The 21,833-nt window shown below is 67.2% G+C and carries 19 protein-coding genes and 1 tRNA gene; 10 read left to right on the top strand and 10 right to left on the bottom strand.

Translation table 11 applies throughout. From position 1 onward, the window contains the following. Positions 1–21: 21 nt before the first annotated feature. Positions 22–1,239, top strand: a complete 1,218-nt coding sequence (locus CYD53_RS22730) for a URC4/urg3 family protein (RefSeq protein ID WP_103720364.1) — start codon at positions 22–24, stop codon at positions 1,237–1,239. Positions 1,240–1,387: 148 nt separating this feature from the next. Further along, complete coding sequence (gene upp / locus CYD53_RS22725) at positions 1,388–2,029, top strand: uracil phosphoribosyltransferase (protein ID WP_092169464.1); 642 nt, start codon at positions 1,388–1,390, stop codon at positions 2,027–2,029. Between the two features lie 119 nt (positions 2,030–2,148). On the opposite strand, the gene CYD53_RS22720 is transcribed toward upp, so the two are convergent. From CYD53_RS22720 to CYD53_RS22690, 7 genes are all read right to left on the bottom strand, one after another. Continuing rightward, complete coding sequence (locus tag CYD53_RS22720; protein WP_103720363.1) at positions 2,149–2,568, bottom strand: DUF1236 domain-containing protein; 420 nt, start codon at positions 2,566–2,568, stop codon at positions 2,149–2,151. A gap of 226 nt (positions 2,569–2,794) precedes the next feature. After that, a complete protein-coding gene (locus tag CYD53_RS22715) occupies positions 2,795–3,766 on the bottom strand; it encodes a tripartite tricarboxylate transporter substrate-binding protein (protein WP_103720362.1) in 972 nt (323 codons plus the stop codon). Positions 3,767–3,831: 65 nt separating this feature from the next. Beyond that, on the bottom strand, positions 3,832–5,331 hold the full coding sequence (locus CYD53_RS22710) for a tripartite tricarboxylate transporter permease (protein WP_103720361.1): 1,500 nt from the start codon (positions 5,329–5,331) through the stop codon (positions 3,832–3,834). Between the two features lie 4 nt (positions 5,332–5,335). Continuing rightward, entirely contained in the window at positions 5,336–5,854 is a 519-nt protein-coding gene (locus CYD53_RS22705; RefSeq protein ID WP_103720360.1) for a tripartite tricarboxylate transporter TctB family protein, read from the bottom strand. Then, a complete protein-coding gene (locus CYD53_RS22700) occupies positions 5,854–6,843 on the bottom strand; it encodes a LysR family transcriptional regulator (protein ID WP_103720359.1) in 990 nt (329 codons plus the stop codon). The genes CYD53_RS22705 and CYD53_RS22700 overlap by 1 nt, the downstream gene beginning before the upstream one ends. A 137-nt stretch (positions 6,844–6,980) precedes the next feature. After that, complete coding sequence (locus CYD53_RS22695; RefSeq protein ID WP_245928380.1) at positions 6,981–7,916, bottom strand: DMT family transporter; 936 nt, start codon at positions 7,914–7,916, stop codon at positions 6,981–6,983. 90 nt (positions 7,917–8,006) lie between these two features. Further along, a complete protein-coding gene (locus tag CYD53_RS22690) occupies positions 8,007–8,669 on the bottom strand; it encodes a glutathione S-transferase family protein (protein ID WP_103720357.1) in 663 nt (220 codons plus the stop codon). Positions 8,670–9,011: 342 nt separating this feature from the next. Here CYD53_RS22690 and mgtE point away from each other — a divergent pair, with 342 nt between their 5' ends. Continuing rightward, positions 9,012–10,415 (top strand): magnesium transporter, encoded by a 1,404-nt coding sequence (mgtE, locus tag CYD53_RS22685; protein WP_103720356.1) that lies wholly within the window; start codon positions 9,012–9,014, stop codon positions 10,413–10,415. Between the two features lie 36 nt (positions 10,416–10,451). Here mgtE and CYD53_RS22680 read toward each other — a convergent pair whose 3' ends face one another. After that, on the bottom strand, positions 10,452–12,395 hold the full coding sequence (locus tag CYD53_RS22680; RefSeq protein WP_103720355.1) for a M23 family metallopeptidase: 1,944 nt from the start codon (positions 12,393–12,395) through the stop codon (positions 10,452–10,454). A 187-nt stretch (positions 12,396–12,582) separates the two neighbouring features. Further along, positions 12,583–15,834, bottom strand: coding sequence for a PAS domain-containing sensor histidine kinase (locus CYD53_RS22675; RefSeq protein ID WP_103720354.1), 3,252 nt, complete (start codon positions 15,832–15,834; stop codon positions 12,583–12,585). Positions 15,835–16,065: 231 nt separating this feature from the next. On the opposite strand from CYD53_RS22675, the gene CYD53_RS22670 reads away from it, so the two are divergent. From CYD53_RS22670 to CYD53_RS22650, 5 genes are all read left to right on the top strand, one after another. Further along, entirely contained in the window at positions 16,066–16,461 is a 396-nt protein-coding gene (locus tag CYD53_RS22670) for a phasin (RefSeq protein ID WP_103720353.1), read from the top strand. Between the two features lie 162 nt (positions 16,462–16,623). Beyond that, positions 16,624–17,760, top strand: coding sequence for a hypothetical protein (locus CYD53_RS30390; RefSeq protein WP_103720352.1), 1,137 nt, complete (start codon positions 16,624–16,626; stop codon positions 17,758–17,760). Between the two features lie 149 nt (positions 17,761–17,909). Further along, a tRNA-His gene (locus CYD53_RS22660) sits at positions 17,910–17,986 on the top strand. A gap of 180 nt (positions 17,987–18,166) precedes the next feature. After that, complete coding sequence (locus tag CYD53_RS22655; protein ID WP_103720351.1) at positions 18,167–18,595, top strand: Hsp20 family protein; 429 nt, start codon at positions 18,167–18,169, stop codon at positions 18,593–18,595. Between the two features lie 94 nt (positions 18,596–18,689). Then, entirely contained in the window at positions 18,690–18,956 is a 267-nt protein-coding gene (locus tag CYD53_RS22650) for a BQ00720 family protein (protein WP_244546373.1), read from the top strand. Between the two features lie 24 nt (positions 18,957–18,980). Here the strand turns inward: CYD53_RS22650 and CYD53_RS22645 are convergent, their stop codons facing one another. After that, complete coding sequence (locus CYD53_RS22645; RefSeq protein ID WP_146055978.1) at positions 18,981–19,757, bottom strand: alpha/beta hydrolase; 777 nt, start codon at positions 19,755–19,757, stop codon at positions 18,981–18,983. A 131-nt stretch (positions 19,758–19,888) separates the two neighbouring features. On the opposite strand from CYD53_RS22645, the gene CYD53_RS22640 reads away from it, so the two are divergent. Together CYD53_RS22640 and infC are read left to right on the top strand one after the other, a co-directional pair. Then, on the top strand, positions 19,889–21,106 hold the full coding sequence (locus CYD53_RS22640) for a glycosyltransferase family 4 protein (RefSeq protein WP_103720350.1): 1,218 nt from the start codon (positions 19,889–19,891) through the stop codon (positions 21,104–21,106). A gap of 140 nt (positions 21,107–21,246) precedes the next feature. Continuing rightward, positions 21,247–21,789: a translation initiation factor IF-3 gene (gene infC / locus CYD53_RS22635; protein WP_069693568.1), complete on the top strand. Its 543-nt coding sequence runs from the start codon at positions 21,247–21,249 to the stop codon at positions 21,787–21,789. Positions 21,790–21,833 lie beyond the last annotated feature (44 nt).

The raw sequence follows: 21,833 nt of genomic DNA, 5'->3' as shown, positions 1-21,833 counted from the left end.
TCCATGTCTAACCAGAACACGATGTCTGACCAGAAGACGGACGCCGTCCGCGCCTTGCTCAAGCCTGCTGCCGTCCGCGCCCGCGCGCAGGAGATGCTGGCGCTCGGCCTGGCCGGCAAGCTCCTGCATTTCAGCGTCGATGCGACGCGGCTCGACGCCTGCGCCGGCTATGTCCTCGACACGATCAAGGCGAACTACCCGACGCTCGACATCCCGTTCCACGCCCGCTGGCGGCATTTCAACCTGGCCGGCGTCGATCGCTGGAGCGTGCTCGACCAGGCCGCGCGGTTTCCCGACGCCGGGGCGCGCGGTCGCGCAGCCTATGATCTCGCCGTGGTCAGCGTGTTGCTGGATGCGGGAGCGGGCCCGGACTGGCGTTATCGCGATGCGGCCTCGGGGCAGTCGGTCGGCCGCTCCGAGGGGCTGGCGCTGGCCTCTCTCGACATGTTCGCGGCCGGCCTGTTCTCCAGCGATCCGGCCGAGCCGCTGCGTGTCGACGCGGCCGCGCTGAAGCGGCTCGATGGCGCGGCGTTGGCGCAGGGCTTCCAGGCCGGTCCCGGCAATCCGCTGCTTGCGGTCGAGGGCCGCGCGGCCTTGATGAATCGTCTCGGCGAGGAGCTGGAGCGTCAGGGTCTGAAGCGCCCCGGCGATCTGTTCGACCGGCTCGTTGGTGCGGCCGAGACCGGCACATTGCGCGCCGGGCATATCCTGACGGAGGTTCTCTCCACCTTCGGCGGCATCTGGCCGTCGCGCCTGACGGTCGCCGGTGTCGCGCTGGGCGATACCTGGCGGCATCCCCTGATCGCGCAAGCTGAGCCGACGGCCGGGCTGGTGCCCTTCCACAAGCTCTCGCAATGGCTGTCCTATTCGCTGATCGAGCCCTTGCAATGGGCCGGGATCGCGGTGATCGACATCGATGACCTGACCGGTCTGCCCGAATATCGCAATGGCGGGCTGTTCCTCGATTGCGGCGTGATCGCGCTGAAGGATGAGAGCGATGCGACGCGCGCCCATGAGGTCGGCTCGGCGCTGGTCGTGGAATGGCGCGCGCTGACCGTGGCGCTTCTCGACGAGATCGGGATGCTGATCCGCAAGCGCTTGGGACGCACGGCAGAGGAACTGCCGCTGGCGAAGGTGCTGGAGGGCGGCACCTGGGCCGCCGGCCGGCGCATTGCCCGCGAGAAGCGCGGAGATGGCGGCCCGCCCTTGACGATCATCAGCGACGGCACCGTATTTTGAGTTGGCAACACCACAGCCCTCATCCTGAGGAGCCGCGAAGCGGCGTCTCGAAGGATGCTCCAGTGCGCTCTGGACCATCCTTCGAGACGCGGTCCTTCGGATCGCTCTTCAGGATGAGGGCTGAGAGGGTACAAAGGGGCGTGCAGGAATGACCAAGAGCCAGGACGGCGTCACCGTCGTCGACCATCCGCTGGTGCAGCACAAGCTGACCCTGATGCGCGAGAAGGACCGCTCGACCAAGAGCTTCCGCCAGCTCCTCAACGAGATCGGCATGCTGCTCTGCTACGAGGTCACGCGCGACCTGCCGATGGAGATGACCGAGATCGAGACGCCGCTGACGAAGTCGATGCAGCCGATCATCGCCGGCAAGAAGATGGTCTTCGCGCCGATCCTGCGCGCCGGCGTCGGCTTCCTCGACGGCATGCTGGAACTGGTGCCCGCCGCCCGCGTCGCCCATATCGGGCTCTATCGCGATCCCAACACGCTCCAGGCGGTCGAGTATTATTTCAAGGCCCCCTCCGACATCGCCGAGCGCATGGTGGTGGTGATGGACCCGATGTTGGCGACGGCCAATTCGGCGGTCGCGGCGATCGACCGGTTGAAGGAGCGCGGCGCCAAGGATCTGCGCTTCGTCTGCCTGCTGGCGGCGCCCGAAGGCATCGAACGGTTTCGCGGCGCCCATCCCGATGTCCGCATCTGGACGGCGGCGATCGACGAGAAGCTGAACGAGCACGGCTATATCGTGCCGGGCCTGGGCGATGCCGGCGACCGGATGTTCGGCACGCGATAAGGCGACATGGCGCTGAGACATGAAAATGGCCCGCCCCGTTTTCCGGGGCGGGCCGACGAGCCGGCGTGACGATCAGGCGGGTAATGGCGCGATCATCCGGCGGATCGCACTATCATGCGTTATTCGATGACCTGCACGATGCGGCGGGTGCGCGGGTCGACCAGAACAGGGCGCTGGTTCACGACCGTGTAGCGATAGTCGGTCACACCATATTCGCGCGGCACCTCGCGGTAGACCACGCCATCCGACGGCAGGACCGTGCCGACGACGACCGGTTCCGCATAGGTGTAGGACGGCACGCGCTGCTCGACCACATACTGCCGGAAGCGAGGCGTCTGGTCGCCGATGATCGCGCCGACCACGGCGCCGCCGACGCCGCCGACAACCGCGCCGACCGGGCCGCCGACGATCGCTCCGCCGACCGCGCCGGTGGCGCCGCCGCTGAGAGCGCCGCCCTGAGCGCCCTGCGGGTTCTGCTGTGCGAAAGCGACTGCGGGAGCGACGGCGATCGCGGCGATAAGAACAAGTTTCTTGAACATGGTTTTTCTCCTTCCAAGAGAACGTTCGGGAAGGAAACGGGCTGGCGCGGGCGCGAGTTCCGAAAAACTGGGTAACAAGATATGAATATTCGCAACCGGAATGGCGAAAGCGCCATGATATCAAGGCGTCGCGGCACTCACGAAATCCCGTGGTCTATCCGCGAACATAAACGAAAAACGGCGGATCCGGGGATCCGCCGCTCCATATCCTGCCTGTTCCGGGTCGTTACTTCGGTGCGGCTGACAAGGCTGGGCTGAGCTTGTCGGCGTCGCGCTTGATCAGGGCGGCGAAACCGGCCGGGGTGCGTTCCTCGGCGGTCGGCAGCACAGTCCCCAGTTCGAGCAGGCGCTTCTTGGTGCCTTCGTCGTTCAGCGCCTTGTCGAGCGCTGCGACCAGACGATCGACGACGTCCTTGGGCAAGCCCTTGGGGCCGGCGATGCCGTTCCAGGCCTCGATCTGGTACTCCGGCAGCCCGGCTTCCGCGGTGGTGGGAACGTCGGGCAGGGCCGGGGAGCGCTGCTTCGAGGCGATCGCATAGGCCTTGATGTTGCCGGCCTTCACCTGTTCGGCGACGCTGACGATCTGGTCGCACATGAAGTCGATCTGGCCGGAGACGAGATCGTTCAGCGCCGGCCCGGTGCCGCGATAGGCGACGGCGTTGATCTTCGGCACGCCGAGCTGGGCCTTCAGCAGGGTGCAGGTCGTCCAGGAGACGGAGCCGAGGCCGGCATGGGCCTCGTTCACCTTCTCGGAGTTCGCCTTCACATAGGTTACGAACGCCTTCAGGTCCTTCGGCTCGAAATTCTTGCGGGCGACGATCAGGATCGGCGTGCCGCCAGCCAGACCGATGGCCTGCATGCCATTGATCGGGTCGTATTTCAGGCCGGGATAGGTCGCGGGCGCTGCCGAGAACGTGCCCAGATGCCCCATCGCGATGGTGTAGCCGTCGGGCACTGCCGTGACCGCGCGGGTGATGCCGGTGGTGCCGCCGGCGCCGGCGACGTTCTCGATCACGACCTGCTGGCCGAGCGTTTTCGACATATGGTCGGCGACGATACGCGCGATGATGTCGGTCGGCCCGCCGGCGGCGAACGGCACGATCATGGTGACCGGGCGCGTCGGATAGGTCTGCGCCTGGACGCCGCCGGCGAACGCGATGGTGATCGCGGCCGCCAGGCCAAGTGTCAGTTTCCTCATGAACGATGCCTCCCTTGAGATGTTTTGATGGACGCTGGATTGAACGAGCAGCTCTAGCAACCCCGTCATTCGACGAAGACCTCTTCGCGCTTCTTCGAGATCGAAGGCAGCAGCGCGATCACCAGGACCACTACGGCGACGATCAGCAGGCCGGCCGAGATCGGCCGCTCGATGAAGGTCATGAACGAACCGCGCGAGATGATCAGCGCCTGGCGCATCTTCTCCTCGAGCAGCTTGCCCAGAACGAAGCCGAGCAGCATCGGTGCGGGCTCGAAGCCGAGCTTGATCAAGAGGTAGCCGAACAGGCCGAACATCGCGGTGAAGGCGACGTCCACCGGCTGGTTGTTCACCGAGTAGATGCCGATGCAGCAGAAGATCAGGATCGCCGGGAACATCAGGCGGTAGGGCACCTGCAGCAGCTTCACCCAGACGCCGACCAGCGGCAGGTTGATGATGACCAGCATCAGGTTGCCGATCCACATCGAGGCGATCATGCCCCAGAACAGCTCCGGGTTCTTGGTCATGACCTGCGGGCCGGGAATGATGCCGTGGATCGTCATCGCACCGACCATCAGCGCCATCACGGCATTGGGCGGGATGCCGAGTGTCAGCAGCGGGATGAAGGCGGTCTGCGCTCCGGCGTTATTGGCCGATTCGGGACCAGCGACGCCTTCGATCGCGCCACGTCCGAAGCGCGAGGGATCCTTGGCGATCTTCTTCTCGAGGGTGTAGCTCGCGAAGGGGCCAAGCACCGCGCCATTGCCCGGCAGGATGCCGAGGATGCCGCCGATGAAGGTGCCGCGCAGCACCGGGTTGATCGACTGCTTGATCTCGCTCCAGTCCGGGAGCAGCCGGCCGATCTTGGCCTTCACCACGTCGCGCGCCTCGGGGTTTTCCAGATTGCGCAGCACCTCGGCAAAGCCGAAGACGCCCATGGCGAGCACGGCGAAATCGATACCGTCCGACAAGGGCGGGAAGCCGAAGGTGAGGCGTTCCTGCCCGGTTTCGAGGTCGGTGCCGACCGTCGAGAGCAGCAGGCCCAGCATGATCATGCAGAAGGCCTTGAGGATCGAGCCGCGCGCCAGCACGACGGCAAAGCACAGGCCCATCACCATCAGCGAGAAATATTCCGCCGGACCGAAGAGCAAGGCGAGCTTGGTCAGGGGCGCGCCGAGCGCGGCGATGAAGAGGGTCGCGACGCAGCCGGCGAAGAAGGAGCCGAGCGCGGCGATGCCGAGCGCGACGCCGGCGCGGCCCTGCTTTGCCATCTGGTGGCCGTCGAGCGTGGTGACGACGGAGGTCGCCTCGCCCGGGATGTTGACCAGGATCGCGGTGGTCGAGCCACCATATTGCGCGCCGTAATAGATGCCGGCCAGCATGATCAGCGCGCCGACGGGATCGACGCCGAAGGTGATCGGCAGCAGGATCGCGATGGTGGCGATCGGCCCGACGCCGGGCAGCACGCCGATCAGCGTGCCGATGAAGCAGCCGGCGAAGCACAGGGCCAGGTTCTGCAGGGACAGCGCGACGCCGAAGCCGAGCGTGAGATTGGCGATCATGTCCATCGTGTCAGATCCCCAGGAGCCAGGGCGCCAGCGGAATAGGCAGGCTGAGTGCGTATTTGAAGAGCAGGGCGCAGGCGGTCGTCATCGCGATGGCGAAGATGATCAGCTCCTTCCATTTCATGTCGTCGGCGGCGAGGCCGGAGACGAGGATGACCAGCGGCCCTGCGACGAGCAGCCCGAGCTGCGGGACATGGATCGGCCCGATGTCGAAGCCGCGAATGGCGAGCCCGAACAGGCAGGCTCCGCCGAGCACGAGGAAGACGCCACGCCAGGCCCAGCCCGTCAGCTTCTCGCCGTTGAAGCGCAGCGAGGCGAGCGAGAGCATGAGGCCCAGCACGGCGCAGATCACCGCAAAGGATTTCGGCAGCATGCCCGGCCCGATCTGGCGAAGGCTACCGAGAGGCAGGTCGCCGGACAGGAGGAAGGCGAAGACGCCAAGCGCGACCATGAACAGGCCGGCCGCCATGTCCTGCTGCGAGCGAATGCGCAGACCCTGCGCCCGTTCGATAGGATTCAAACTCATCAGGCTCCTCCGGTAGACGGCCCGACGGCGCGGGCGGTGCGTTTCATCTTGGGTGGCGAGATGACGAACGGAAAAACATGCCGTTCGTCGATCAGGGTGACGCTCTCGCGAAGGATGGCGAGAAAGTCGTCGCGCGAGCTGAGCTTCTGCTGCGGCCGCCAGGCGACGCCGACCAGCGCGCCAGGTGGCGGGGGGTCGAGCAGCGCGCCGCGCAGGCGGCGCATCGTGACACCCGGAAAGCTCAGGCGCGAAACCCAGTCGGGCGCCAGCGCCATGCCGAGTCCGGCGGCCACGGCCGACATCATCGCCGGCTTTTCGGTGGCCTCGATCGAGACGTTGGGCACGGCCCCGACGCTTTCGAAATAGGCCATCACCAGATCATAGGCGAAGGGCCGGCTGCGCTTGGAGGGAACGATGAAGGGTTCGCCGACGAGGTCGAGCATCGTCAGGTGTTCGCGCGCCGCCAGCGGGTGCTGTTCGTTCAGGACGACGAGCGGCCGCTCGACGCGCAGGATCTCGAAGGCGCAGTCGGTCGGCTTGCGCGGCGGACGTGTCAGAGCGAGATCGAGCTTGCCGGCCTCCAGCATCTGAATCAGCGGGGCTGTCATCGCCTCGACGAACTTGATCTCGATGCCGGGATGCTGCTCGCGGAAATAGGCGAGCGCCTCGGGCACGAAGCTCGAAGAGGCGGCGTCGATCGCGCCGATGCGCAGGACCTTGCCGGAGGCGAGCGAGGCTCCGCGCACCGCGCGCGAGGCGTGCTCCATCTTGACGAGGATGCCCTTGGCCTCCTCCAGCATGATCAGACCGGCGCGCGTCATCGCGACCTGGCGCGTGGTGCGCGTGAACAGGGCGACCCCGAGACCATCTTCCAATGCGCTGATCTGGCGGGAAAGAGCGGGTGGCGCGAGTCCAAGCCGTTCGGCTGCGCGACCGAAATGCAACTCCTCTGCCACCGCGATGAAACATCGCAGTTGCCTGACGTCCATGGCGCTCGTCTGCTCCCCCTCTGGCGTATCGTTTTCCGATATCTTCCAGCCGCTATCGTCATGCCTCTAGCGGCTCTGGTCGCGAAAGCGACTCTAGAGGAATTCATAATCTTTTGGCAACAATGCCCTGGCCGCAATCAGCGCGCCGCGCTCATTTGGACCTTGCGTCGGAAAAGCCGGCCGTCGATCAGGGCGAGACCGGCGAAGATCGCGGCCATGCCGGCGAGATGCCGCGGCAGCAGCGTCTCGCCGAGCAGGCCGACGCCGAGCATGATGGCGCTGACGGGCACCAGGAAGGTGACGAGCATGGCGTTGTTTCCGCCCGCCCGCCGCATGATCTGGAAGAAGATCACATAGGCGAGCGCGGTCGAGATCAAGGCGAGCCCGACCAGCGCGGCCGCGGCTGTCCAGGACGGCGTGGGCAGGCTCCAGGGTGGGGCGAAGACGAGGACGAGCGGGAGCGACATCACGGTCGTGGCGCTGAGCTGGCCCGCCGCCGTCACCAGCGGCGGCGTATCGCGAAAGCGCCGGCCATAGAGCCCGGCGAAACCATAGGACAGGGCGGCGCCCAGGCAGGCGAGCTGCGGCAGGAGCGCGCCGCCCAGGCCACTGAGCGCATCGGGCCCCATCAGGATGCCGACGCCGACGAGCCCGGCCAGCACGCCGGCGAGCTTGAGCGGGGTGGCCTTCTCATCGGTGCCGAACAGATGCGCGACGATGACGCCGAAGACCGGTGTGGTGGCGTTCAGGATCGCGGAGACGCCGCTCTGGAGCTGGGTCTGGCCCCAGAAGATCAGGCAGAACGGAATGAGATTGTTGAGCAGCCCCATGACGAAGAAGGCGAGCCACATCCGGCGGCCGACCGCCATGTCGAGCCCGCGCATCCGCAAGACGAGATAGAGCACGGCCGCCGCCAGGCTGACGCGGGACAGGACGACGGCAAGAGGCGGCCACTCCGCGACGGCGATCTTGCCGAAGAAGAAGGAGCCGCCCCAGAGCAGCGAGAGCGCCAGCAGCAGGAGCCATTCGCGCGCGCCCATCACGGGGCCAGACGAGGTGGGAGCGGTGGTCATCTGGAAAGCCCTATCCGAGGGAGCGCGCCAGCGCTCCCCTGTCGCGTCCTGGCTAGGCGCGTTGATAGTGCGGCGCCACCCGTTTTCCGCTCAGGCGGCTTCGGCGTCGCGCGCCTGCCACATCGCCTTGAAGGCGGGACGGGCCTGGCAGGCTTCGAGCCAGGCCTTGACGTGCGGCGCGGCCTCGAAGAGCTGTGTCGCCGGCTTGGCGTAGCGGATGACCTCGGCGAGGTTGATGTCGGCGACCGTGAAGCGCCCGCCCATGACGAAGCCGCCGCCTTGCGCCAGCGTCTGATCGAGCACGGCGAACGGGGCTGCGAGCGCGGCCAGCGCCGCGGCGGCGACCTCGGGCTTGCGCTTCTCCGGCGGATAGGCGGCAAGGTGGTATTGCAGGTTCAGCGCATGGGTCTCGCATTCGGTTGCGGCCCAGAGCGCCCACATCACGGCGAGGCCTTCCTCCTGGGCGTCGCGCGGGGCGAGCGGCCCGCCATGCTTGCGCGCCAGATAGAGGTTGATCGCGAGCGATTCATGCAGCTTGAAGCCGTCATCGTCGATGCTCGGGACATGGCCGTTAGGATTGACCTTGAGGAAATCAGGGCTGCGCGTGTGCAGCGGCGCGTCCGGCGCCTGGGGATCGGGCACGCGATAGACCTGGATCACCGGGACATGGGTGAAAGCGAGGCCGAGCTCGTTGGCGAGCCAGATGTTGCGCGAGGCGCGCGAGCGGTAGCAGCCATAGATCGTCAGGGTCATGCGGTGAGGCTTTCGGCAGAGAAGCTGAGGGCGTGCGCACCATAGGGCGAGCCGCGCGGGCCAACAATCGCTGCCGTGCGGTGGGGGGTATTCTCCCCAGGGCGAAGCGCCATCGACACCACGCATCCTTATGCAGATTTTATTTGACGTGCGCCGCCGCAGGGTGCACTTCGCCGACGCCGCCGGACCTTCGGGGAAGGCCGCTATCAGGAACCCCAATCGCAATGCCAACCGACAGTCCCAGCCGACAGTCGATGCCGTCCGCCGCCGCCTCGCGCGCCTGACCGGGTAACCGGCTCGCTTGCGACCGGCCGATGACGGCCGATCGCAAGGAACCGAGCCATGAACGATATCGTCACGCAGGACAGGGGCGCGGCAGCGCCCGATTTGCTGGTCAAGACGGACTTGCTCGCGAAGACCCTGGCCTGCACATTGGCGCAGGAACACATCGCCGACATCGTCGAGACGCTGAACGATCAGGACACGGCGACCATCGCCGAGGTCCTCGTCGCCTTGCCGTTCGAGCGCGCCGTCGAGGTCCTGGACCAGCCCGAATTGTTCGACGCGCCCGCCGCGCTCACGCTCCTCACCGAAGAGCGCGCGGCCGCCTTCCTCTCCGCCATGTCGGCCGACCGCGTCGCCGACATCATCCGCGTGCTCGACGCCCCAGCGCGCGAGCGACTCACCGCGCGGCTCGACCAGGAGACGCGTTCGGCCCTGACGCGGCTGCTCTCCTATCCCGAGCACAGCGCGGGCTCGATCATGACGACCGAGTTCGTCAGCGTGCCGGCGAACTGGACCGTGGCGCAGACGCTCGACCATATCCGCCATGTCGAGCGCTCGCGCGAGACGGTCTACGCGACCTATGTGCTCGATCCGGTGACGGGCGCGCTCATCTGCGCGGTGCCGCTGCGCCGGCTGATCAGCAGCGCTTCCGATGCGGTGGTCACCTCCGTCGTGCCGGCGCACAAGCCGATCAGCGTCACGCCGGCGACGGATCGCGAGGACGTCGCCCGGCTGATCTCGAAATACAATCTGCTCGCGGTGCCCGTCGTCGATTCCGCCAATCGCGTCATCGGCATCGTCACCGTCGACGACGTCATCGATGCGATGATCGAGGAGACGACCGAGGACGTGCAGAAGCTCGGCGGCATGGAGGCGCTGGACGAGCCCTATAACGAGATCGGTTTCGCACGGATGATCCGCAAGCGCGCCGGCTGGCTTTCGATCCTGCTGCTCGGCGAGATGCTCACGGCCTCGGCCATGCAGTACTTCCAGGGCGAGCTCGAAAAGGCGATCGTGCTGACGCTGTTCATCCCGCTGATCATGAGTTCGGGCGGCAATTCTGGTTCTCAGGCGACCTCGCTGATCATCCGGGCGCTCGCTTTGCGCGAGATCAGCCTGAAGGATTGGTGGCGGGTCGCGCTACGCGAATTGCCGACCGGGCTGACGCTGGGCGCCATCCTCGGCGCCATCGGCGTCGCACGCATCGTGCTCTGGCAGAAGCTCGGCATCTACAATTACGGCGAGCACTGGGCCCTGATCGCGGCAACCGTGGGCGGCGCGTTGATCGGCATCGTCACCTTCGGCTCGCTGATGGGCTCGATGCTGCCCTTCGTCCTGAAGCGGCTTGGCTTCGACCCTGCCAGCGCCTCGGCGCCTTTTGTGGCGACGCTCGTCGATGTCACCGGCCTGGTGATCTATTTCGGCGTGGCGGCGGTGATCCTGAGCGGGACCTTGCTCTGACGTATCGATGGCAGGCGCCGGGGCGAGGCTCGGCGATCATGTCGGATGCCCGCCCGGCGCCACCGCCACGGTCGCGTCGACATGGTGGCGCAACTCGTCGATCTGCTTCTTGTGCTCCTTGAACTCCGCCAGCGCAGCGCCCTGAAGGGCGCGGCTGCTGGGCAGCTTCACCTTCATGGGGTCGACGAAGTGCCCGTTCGTGGTGACCTCGTAATGGACATGCGGGCCGGTCGAGAGGCCCGTCGTCCCGACATAGCCGATGATCTCGCCCATATGGACGGAGGCGCCCGGCTTGATCCGGCGGGCGATGCTGGCCATGTGGTTATAGGCGCTGGCATAGCCATTGGCGTGCTCGAGTTCGACACGGTTGCCGTAGCCGGAGTGAACCCCGGCGGCCGTCACCGTGCCGTCGCCTGCGGCCATGATGGGCGTGCCGCGCGGCGCGGCCCAGTCGACGCCGTTATGCAGCCGGGAATAGTGCAGGATCGGGTGGTAGCGCATGCCGAAGGGCGAGCTGATCCGCCCCTCCTGCACCGGCTTTCGCATCAAGAGTTTCTTGAGCGAGACGCCGTCATCGTCGAGATAGTCGAGCTCGCCCGTTTCCGGTGAGGCATAGCGGTAGATCTGCTGCGTTTCGCCGCCGGTGGACAGCGCCGCATAGAGCAGTTCGCGATGGTTTGCCGGTGCGGGCTGGTCGTCGGTGAAGACCAGCTCCAGCCGGTCTCCGCTGCCGGCATGCTGCTTGAGGTCGAGGCCGGCGGCGAAGGCGCCGATGAAATCGTCGATCACCTCGCGCGGCACATCGCTCTTCAAGGCGCTGGCATAGGCGCTCTGGTAGAGCGTGGCGTTGTTGCCGTCGTCCTCCTCGTCATCGGCTTCCGCCTTGCCCTGCGTGCCGTCATGGCCGCGCGCGGGCAGGGCGACGGTGATGAAACGGCCCCGATCGTCCAGGGCCACGACCTGCTGCGGGCCGCTCTCGTCGAACAGGATGACGCGCTGGATCGTGCGCTCGCCGGCCTCGGGCCCGATCGTGACGCGCAGATGCTGGCCATCGGGCAGATCACCCCTGGCCCGTTTGCCGAGCGCGGCGAGGATTGCGGCGACGCGCTCGCTGGAGGCCCCGTTCGCGGCGAGCGCCGCGGCGAGCGTCTGCCCGCGCTCGAGCGCGATATCGACATCGCCGAAGCGCTCGTGGTTGTCGGCGTCCGCCGAAACATCCGTGACATTCTCGGGGATGATCCGGACATCGAGCGAGCCGAAGCGGCGGGCATCCTCCGCGTCGGCCTCGGTGCTGGCCGATTCGCCGACCATGCGCAGCGTTCGCGACAGGATACGCTGATTCGAATAATCGGGCGGCAATTGCGGCGAACCGGCCGAGAGCCGGGCCATTTCGGCGATCTGTTCGTCGATCGCGGCGTCGGACAGGCCCGGAGCATCCGGGTCTATGACGAGCGCCGCGAGATCCCGGCGCGTGACCGAGACATCCGCGTCGGCGGGGTCGGTCGCATCCTGGGGCGGCGCCTCACGCGCCGAGCCGGCGAGCAGCCGGGCGGGATCGAAATCCGGGATGTCGAGATTGGCGACGGGGAGCGGCGACAGGGCGACGGAGACATGCGCGAAGGCATGCACCTTGGTGATCTCGCGTCCGGCAGAGACCTCCGTCAACGGCGCCCGGAAATGCTGCGTCGTGCTGATCGCGAAGCTGTGCTGGACCAGGCTGTCGCCCTTATGGGCTGCCTTGCCCACCGCGGTCTCGTCATTATGCGGGGGCGTCGCCTTCTCCGGCCGCTGCGCCGTGACGTGGTCTCCTTCGGAGACATAAAGCGAGGAGCCCATCAGGGCGGCGCCGAGCAGGCCGATCAAGGCGCAGGCGCAGAGCCAGCGCCAGTTGAGCGAGTGGTGCTCGGAAACCGGCAATTCTGCCGGGGCGGCGAATGGATCGGCAAGAGGCTCGGCGCTGTCGTCGTAGAGGAAGTTCAACTCGGCTCTGCCCGTCCCGCTCTCAATCTAAGAGTTAGAGCAGGGTCGATGCGAAAAACCGGTTCCCACTTTTTCGCATCCTGCTCTGGGCTGCCAGGCCTTGGGGGTGAGCGCCGGCGCGACCCGTCTATGCGCCGCCCGAGACGGCGAAACTATGGCCGCACGAGAACCTTACCCAGCAAGAACCTTACCCGGCCAGAACCCGCTGCGGCGGGAAGGTGACCTCGACCAGCGTGCCTTCCTTCTTGACGCTGGTGATGCTCATCGCCGCGCGGTTGGCCTCGACCAGCGCCTTGGTCAGCGGCAGCCCCAGGCCGGTGCCGCCCTTGCGACGCGTCGTCGGCACCTGGCGGAAGGGTTCGAGCGCCAGCGCGAGCTCGTTGTCGTCCATGCCGATGCCGGTGTCGCGCACCCGCAGGATCGCCTCGCCCTGGTCGCCGAGCGCCGTCGAGACGATCACCTGGCCGCCGGCATCGGTGAACTTCACCGCGTTGGAGAGCAGGTTGATCACGATCTGGCGAATCGAGCGCTGGTCGGCGACGACCGGCGGCAGCTTCGGCGAGAGGCCCGAGCGCAGCACCACGCGGCCGCGCTGCGCCTCGGGCTGCAGCAGGGCGACAGTCGAGAGCGCGATCTCGTTCAGATTGACGCTGACGAAATCGAGGTCGAGCTTGCCGGCCTCGATCTTGGCGAGGTCGAGCAGGTCGTTGACCAGGCTGATGACGTAGCCGCCCGACTGATGGATGTCGCGCAGATACTCCTTGTAGCGCTCGTTGCCGATCGGCCCGAAGCGCTCCTCCGCCATGACCTCGGCAAAGCCGATGATGGCGTTGAGCGGCGTACGGATCTCGTGGCTGATCTTGGCGAGCACGTCGGATTTCTGGGCGCTGGCTTTCTCGGCCGCCTTGCGCGCCTCGACCAGCTCGCCCTCGGTCTTCTTCCAGGCGGTGATGTCGCGCAGCACGGCGCAGAAGCGGCGCTCGGAGCCTTCCGTGATCTGGCCCATGGTCATGAACAGCGGGATTTTGCCGCCCTGGCGCACCCGGCCGACGACCTCGCGCCCGTCATTCATCACCGAGGCGACGCCGCCACCCTTCAGCCCTTCGAGATAGTCGAGTGCCGGAGCATGGCTCTCGGCGGCGAAGAGCAGCGTGAACAATTCGCCGGTGACCTCGCGCTGGTCGTAGCCGAACAGCGCCTCGGCGGTCTTGTTGAGCGACAGTACGCGGCCGCGCTCATCGACGGTGACGACGCCGTCGGTCGCCGTGTCGAGCATCGCGACGAGTTCGCTGATGCGGGATTCGCGCGCATCGACATCGAGCCGCAGGGCGTTGACGCGGGCGGCGCTCTCCTCGTCCTCGGCCGCGAACTCCGCCGCGAGCTCGGCTTCCTCGGCCTCCTCCGGCGTCAGCACCTTGACCTCGCCGCCGCCATCTGCGTGGCGGAAGGCCATCAGAGTCGCCGCCTCGCCCAGCCAGGACACGCTCGAGAGCACGGCGTTGACGCTGATGAGATGGTTGAGCCGGTCGATCAGGATCATCGCGCCGCCATCGGTGCGTGAGGCCTCCTTGATCAGGCGGCTGACATTGCCGCCCGCCTTGAGATCGTCGAGATCGGCATAATCGAGCAGGTCGAGCAGCGTGCGATTGGCGTAGAGCGCCTCGTCGCCGCGATTGACCAGGACCGCGATCGGCAATTTGTCGAGCACGTCGGCATGGGAGTTGGGCTGCCGCTGCCGCGCGGTCTCGGAGCCGACCTCCATTGCGGGCTCGGTCGGTGCCTGCGTCGGGGCAGGCAGCTCGGCCGGCGCCAGTTCGGCCAGGTGGCGGCCAAGGGCGGCGTCCTGGTCCCGCGGCTCTGCGGCAGGCGCGGGCGGCTGCTCGCCGCTCTCCTTCAGCCGCAACGGCGCGACGGGGGGCAGGCGCGGGCTGATCTCGTCATCGCCGGCGATGCGCGCGCCCAGTGCCTTGGCTATTTCGCGGAAGGCATTGCGCTCGGCCGAGCTGAGATTGGGCTTCGAGGGCTCCAGCACCGGCCGGACGCTGGCGAGGTGACCGTTGCGCAACGGCACGATATTGCCGCCGGGGGCGGGCCCCTCGGATACGGCCGGGGCGGCAGCTTCCGCAGCCTTGGTGTCTTCCGGCGCCCTGGTCTCGTCCTTGGCTGCGGGAATCGGTTCGGGCGCCTCGGCTGCGGCCTCGTGGCCTTCGGCATCAAGCGCCGCCTCGTCCGCCTCCAGCGCGGAGCCGAACTCGGCCTCCGCCGGCTCGGTCGCGGGCGCTTCGATCTCTTCCACAGCCTCGGCCCCGGCGACGGGCGCGGCAGCGGCCTCGATCGTCACGGGCTCCATGGCCGCCGGGAGCTCCGCCGCGACGACGGGGCTTTGCTCGGCCGCGGGCCCGGCGTTCGCAGCCACGGGCGTAGCCGACTCGGTCTCTTCCATAGTCTCGGCCTCGGCGACGGGCGCGGCAGGGGCCTCGACCGTCACGGGCTCCATGGCCGCCGGGAGCTCCGTCGCGACGACGGGATTTTGCTCGGCTTCGAGCTCGGCGTTCACAGTCTCGGGCGCGTCCGGTTCAATCTCGTCTGCGGGCGTCTCCGCGATCGCCGTATCGGGAAACGGCTCGCGTTCCGTCAGGCGTGCGAGGCCGAAGCCGCGGAAACCGGCGAACTGGCGTGCCGCGTCCAGGAAGGGCGCGGCCGACAATTCGACGCGCGCACCCTCCTGCGGCAGCTCGGTGCGCCACAGCACATGGTGGCCGCTCCAGGTCGTGCCGCTGGCGAGACGCTGGGCGAGGCCGCCATCCCTGTCGATCAGGTCGTGGCCGATGATCTGCGCCCAGTTCCGCCCGGGCAGAGCGGCAGCGGCCTGCGGCCCGGCGAGCTCGGCGAAATCGGGAGAGACGCTGGTCAGGCGCCCAGTGGCATCGCTGTTCCAGAGAAAGCGCAGCAGGGCGCGGCGCGGTGTGGCTGGCGCCAGGGGCGGGACAACGGGGGCCGGGGCAGGTGTGGCGGTCGCCGCGGCCGATTCGGCGCCGGGTATGGCAGCAGGCACTGCGACGCCGAGCCGGCGCATCTCGCCCGACGGCACGGCGATTGCCAGCACCTCGCGCCCGTCGGGGGCCGTCAACAGCCGGCAGCCGCAGGTGATCATGGTCGCGGAGAAGCCCGAGGTCAGTCGCAGCCGCTCGAGCCTGATGCCGTCGCGCGGCGCAAGGCCGCCAGCCAGCAAGGCGAGCCTCTGCCGCGTCGGTGCCGGCAGATTCGCGGAAAGGCCGTCGCCGCCCAGCAGCGCCCTGGCACCGGCATCGGCGAAACCCGGCCGGCCGGCCTCGGCATCCCATAGCAGTACGGCCCCGCCATTCGCGAAGGACACAAGCCCGGCGTCCTGCGCCGCCGCAGCGCCTAGTCGCGCCCAGTCCTGTCCGGCTTCGCTCATGCTTGCCTGCTTGTTTCAGTCCACGCCCTTATGGCTAACAAAGCTTTAATAGCGCCCAAATGACAGCAAAGCCATGGAACTGAGACGGGCTCTCCCGCGTCTCGTACAAACAGCGTTAACGTGAGCGGGTGGGCAGAGCCGCGTGCCGTTGTCATTGCGGCGCAACAATGATATTGCACTGCACAATGACCGCGTCTGCTCATGAGTCATTGCAACAGGAGGATGCCCCCGATGAACGGCAAGACACCTTACGAAGTGCCGACTGAAATGCGTGAGTTCGCCGAGAAGAGCGTCGAGCAGGCCCGCAAGGCTTTCGACGGTTTCATCGGCGCGGCTCAGAAGGCCGTGGACACCGCTCACGGTTCGGCCGAGTCGGCCCGCGCCAATGCGCAGGACGTGACCCGCAAGGCGATGAGCTATGCCGAGACCAATGTCGCGGCCGCCTTCGATCTCGCCCAGAAGCTGGTGAAGTCCAAGGACCTGACCGAGGTCATGCAGCACCAGTCCGAGTTCCTGAAGTCGCAGATGGCTGCGCTCCAGAGCCAGCTCAAGGAGATGGGCTCGGCGGCGCAGGAAGTCGCGAACAAGGTCGCCGAAACGGCCGCCAAGGCGACGAAGGCCAAGTAAAGGGCCAAGCAAGGGCCTGACCGAAGGCCGATTGAGTCGCGACGGGCGCCCTGGCCGCGCCCGGAAGCGGACGAGATGAAGATTGAGCGGCCGGGCGATGAGCCCGGCACGCGTCGTTTTAGCGTTTGCGCGCGTTGTTTTCTCTTTTGATGGAGGATCGCGATGGTCAAATCCACCCCGACCAAGCCTACCCCGACAAAGACGACTGCCAAACCACCGATCAGCCTGGCGCCGGTGAAGGCGTTGCCTCCCATTTCCGAGGCGCCGGCCCCCGTCATTGCCAAACCTGTCGAGACCTCGCCTGTCGAGGTCAAGCCTGTCGCGGCCGTCGTTCCGGCGACGCCGCCTGCCGCGCCAAAGGTCGAGGCGCTCGAGCCGGTGGCGGGCGCCCCCGCCATCGAGCTGAAGCCGGAGGCTCCCAAAGTCGAGGCTGGCAAGGTCGAGGCTCCCAAGGCTGCCGCGCCCAAGCCGGAGGCTTCGAAGATCGAGGCTCCCAAGCTCGCCGACAGCAAGGTCCAAGCTTCCAAGGTCGAAGCTCCCAAGGTTCCCGAGGTTGCTGCTCCCAAGGTTGCTGCTCCCAAGCCGAGCGCTCCGTTGGCGAAGGCCGCGGAGCCGGCCGCAAAGGCTGCGCCCAGCCCGGCTCCCGCGATCAAGTCGGCTGCCCCGGCGAAGCTCGCCGCGAAGGTGGTGAAGCCGGCTGCGACCCGCATCCCGCCTGCCAAGACGCGCATCGAGAAGACGCCCGCGATCAAGGCAGCGGCCAAGAGCACCGCCAAGGCCGGGGCCCAGGTCGTGAGCCCGGTTGCGCCCGTCGCGCCTCCCAAGGCCGTGGCCCCCAAGGTTGCGGCTCCCAAGGCTGCCGCCCCCAAGGTTGCCGCCCCCAAAGCTGCCGCCCCCATGCCTGCAGCCGCGAAGATCGTCGAGGCGGTGAAGCCGGCCGTCGCCCAATCGGCCGAGATCGTGACGTTCACGGGCAAGACTGTGCTCGCTCCCGTGACCGCGCTGGTTCCCAAGCTGATCCCGAAGCCGCCGGAATTCGCCGTCGTCACCACCGCTACCGTGGTGACCCAGACGCTGGCTCTGGCGCGCACCTTCGGGGCGCTGCAGGCCCGCATGCTGGATTACGCCTGCGCGGAGTTGAAGGCGACGCTCGGCGAGGCCGAGACGCTGGCGCGCACCGACAGCGCGGCCGACGCCGTTGTGCTCCAGACCAAGGCCATCCGGCGCGGCTACGAGGCCTATTCGGCCCATCTCAACGACCTCGCGCAGATCGCGAGCACACCCTTGCGCAGGGGTTGAGGGCAAGGGTCCAGGGGAGCGCGAAGCACCGCTCCAAAATCCGTTGGGCGCGGCGTGAATTCGACGGTTGCAATCGGCTGGCGACCGCACTAGGTTCCGCGCCGCCGCCGATCGTGACTTTGCGACCGATCGCCAAGCGCCGGGTGCGGGCAGCCATAGCTCAGTTGGTTAGAGCGCTAGATTGTGGATCTAGAGGTCCCCCGTTCAAGCCGGGGTGGCTGTACCACCCGCACCATTGTCGAAGTCCGGTTTCACCGCCGCACTTCGGACGCGCCGCCCGGCAGGCTCTTGAACCCGCCCGTTTCTCTCGCCATATCTTGATGGATGGGAGGGTTCGCCTCCCACCGGTGGGGTGCTGCGACCAGCGGGCCCCGCATGATCCGAGAGGGCGCCTTTCGAGGGCCGTATGACGCGTACGCCAAGTCTGTCGCATCCGTTCCTGCTTGGGTTCGATGATATCGAACGCGCGCTCGACCGGGTGACGAAGGGGGGCAGCGAAGGCTACCCACCCTATAATATCGAGCGCATGCCGCGCTGCGACGACGAGCCGGACCGGCTCCGAATCACATTGGCGGTAGCGGGTTTCGCCCGCGAGCAGCTCGAGATCACGCTGGAAGAGAACCAGCTCACCATCCGGGGTCGCCAGAGCGACGACAAAAGCCGGCAGTTCCTTCATCGCGGCATCGCGGCGCGCCAGTTTCAGCGCAGCTTCCTGCTGGCGGAAGGAATGCAGGTGATGGGGGCCGATCTCTCCAACGGACTTCTCGCGATCGACTTGGTGCGGCCGGAACCTGAGCGTCTCATCCGGCGTATCGATATCGTGAGCCGGGATTGACCGGCAGGACGGGTGCAGCGCGGTTTTTGCATCTGTTCATAATCTGAGGCGTATTCTGAAAGCCGCTACTCGCACTGCTCTGAAGGAGGGCGCGATGAACGAAGATAGAACGATGATCCAGACCACTCCTCTGACCCAGGCCGAATTCGCGGCGCTTGGTACGGGCGAGGTCGCTTATCTGAAGCCGATGACGTCGGACGAGCTCCTGCGCATCTTCCCGCAGGCGCCCGAGATCCAGCCCGGCCTGCAGCTCTTCGCACTGCTCTCGGCCGATGGCGCACCGATCCTGGTGACCGATTCGCGTGATGCCGCGACCGCCAACGCCTGGGAGCACGACCTCAGGATGGTCAGCGTCCATTGACGCTGTCCCAGGCCGGACGCTGCTTCAGGCCGGGGCGGTGATTCCGGCGACTGCTGACGTCAGCCGGGCGATGTCGCCCGGCGTCGAGAGGCGGTGATCGCCATCCTTGATCAGCGTCAGCAGGACGGGATCGCCGGCGAGATGCTCGACGAGCTTGACCGCTTGCCGCCACGGCACATCGGGGTCGGCCATCCCTTGCAGGATATGCACCGGGCAGCCGGTCCTGATCTCGCTCCCGAACATCAGATGCCTGCGGCCGTCCTCGATCAGCGCACGCGTGATCGGCGTCGGATCGGGCGAATATTCGGACGGCCTCAGCCAGACGCCGTCGCGCAGGATGGTCTGCCGGATCGCCTCCGGCATCTGCGCCCACATCAGATCCTCGGAGAAATCGACGGCCGGCGCGATCAGCACCAGGCCGGCCGGTGCGAGCGCTGTGCCCAGCAGCTTGCGGGCGGCGAGCAGGGCGATCCAGCCGCCCATCGACGAGCCGACCAGGATCGGCGGCCGGCTGCAGCGGGCCGCGATCATTGCAAGCGCGTCCTCGAGCCAATGCGACAAGGTCCAGCGTGCGAAATCGCCGCCGGTCTCGCCATGGCCGGCATAATCGAAGCGCAGGAAGGCGCGTCCCGTCAGCCGCGCCCATTGCGCCAGCGCTTCGGCCTTGGTCGCGCGCATGTCGGAGCGGAAGCCGCCGAGCCAGAGCACTGGGGCGCCATCGCCGGACTGCGCGAGATAGGCGAGCTTGCGCCGTTCAGCGCCTTCGCCGAGGTCCAGCCATTGCGGCGCGTCTCGCTCCACGTCAAATCTCCTGTGACGAATCTGCCTTGCGAGGCGAATATAGGCTGCGCTCGCCCGGCGCACGTGGTCGTATCGCCGTTTGTAGGTGGTCGTATCGCCGTTTGTAGAAAGAGTTCTCTGAAACTGTGAGCATGTCCTTCCAGCCCGGCGCGCATCTGTCGCTGCCTTCGACCGAGACGCACCCGCTCAGCGGCCGCACCATCCTGCAGATCATTCCCGATCTCGAGGCGGGTGGGGCCGAGCGCACGGCCGTCGATATCGCCAAGGGCCTGACCGATGTCGGCGCGCGCGCGCTCGTCGCGACCGAGGGCGGCCGCCTCGTCGCCGAACTGCAGGCCAAGGGCGGCGTCTGGCTGCCCTTTCCCGCAGCCACGAAGAGTCCTTTCGCCATGGCGCTGAATGTCCGCCGCCTGGCGCTGCTCTGCCGGCATGAGGGCGTCGAGCTGATCCATGCCCGTTCGCGTGCGCCGGCCTGGGTCGCGCTCGCGGCGGCTCGCGCGCTGAAACTGCCTTTCGTCACGACCTATCATGGCTCCTATGCCAGCCGCTCGGTGGTGAAGACGCTCTATAATTCGGTGATGGCGCGCGGCGACGTCGTGATCGCGAATTCGGGCTATACGGCCGACCTGATCCTGGCCAAGCACGGGTTCGCGCGCGACCGCATCCGGGTCGTCCATCGCGGCACCAATTTCTCGGCCTTCGCACCGGCCGCCGTCGGGACGGAGCGCATCCAGGCCCTGCGCGCGGCCTGGAAGGTCGACCCGCATCAGCGCATCGTGCTGCTGCCCGGCCGATTGACCGGCTGGAAGGGGCATCGCGTCCTGATAGAGGCCGCCCGCATCCTGCGCGATGGCGGCGATGCCGAGACCGCCTTCATCCTGGCCGGCGACCCGCAGGGACGCGACGGCTATGTCAAGGAGCTCGACCAGCTCATCGCCAAGGCGGGGCTGGAAGGCCGCGTCAAGCGCGTCGGCCATTGCACGGACATGCCGGCGGCGCTGCTCTCGGCGGCCGTGGTCACCGTGCCATCGACAGAGCCTGAAGCCTTCGGCCGCGTCGCGGTCGAGGCGCAGGCTATGGGCGCGCCCGTCGTGGTGGCCGATCTCGGCGCCGTGCCGGAGACCGTCCTGGCTCCGCCGCAGGTCACGCCGGCCGAACGTACCGGCTGGCGCGTGCCGCCGGGCGATGCAGCGGCGCTTGCCGCCAGCCTCGCCGAGGCGCTCGCCCTGCGCCCTTCCGCGCGCGACGCCCTGGCCCGGCGCGCGCGCCAGCATGTCGAGCGGCATTTCTCGCTGGAGACGATGGTGGCGCAGACACTCGACGTCTATTGCGCGCTGTTGGGTCGGTAAATGCATAACAGGGGGGTGGAATGCGGCAGGTGTATGCCTATTGCTGCGTCATTCCCCGCCTCCCACATTGACATCGCGCATCTTTGTGCAATGTGTCTGCTCAGCGGCGCTGCTCGCGCCTGAAACAGGAGAATACCCCCATTCGTCGTCCTTTCCGCGCTGCCCCGACCCCGACCAAAGACGGCCCGCGTTCGAACCGCGACATTCGTGGTGTCCGCGATGTCCAGCTCATCGATGATACCGGCGCCAATCGTGGCGTGGTGTCGTTCTTCGAGGCCTTGAAGATTGCCGAGGATGCCGGTCTCGACCTGGTCGAGATCGCCCCCAACTCCGAGCCTCCGGTCTGCAAGATTCTCGACTATGGCCGCTTCCGCTTTCTCGAGCAGAAGAAGGCGGCCGAGGCGCGCAAGAAACAGCGCACCATCGAGATCAAGGAGATCAAGCTCCGGCCGGGCATCGACAAGCACGATTACGACGTCAAGATGAAGGCCATGCACGGCTTCTTCGAGGAGGGCGACAAGGTCAAGGTGACCCTGCGCTTCCGCGGCCGTGAGATGGCCCACCAGGATCTCGGCGTGAAGGTGCTCGAGCGCGTCAAGGTCGACCTCGTCGACGTCGCCAAGGTCGAGAGCGACTGGCAGCTCGAAGGCCGCCAGATGGTCATGGTGCTCGCGCCCAAATAACGGGCGGTGTCCGTTATGCGATTTGGCTCAGGCCCGGCCCAGCC

It is taken from the genome of Allobosea psychrotolerans (assembly GCF_002917105.1).
GTDB lineage: Bacteria > Pseudomonadota > Alphaproteobacteria > Rhizobiales > Beijerinckiaceae > Allobosea > Allobosea psychrotolerans.
Note: the sequence above shows the minus strand (reverse complement) of the source record. Positions and strands in the feature narration are given on the sequence as shown.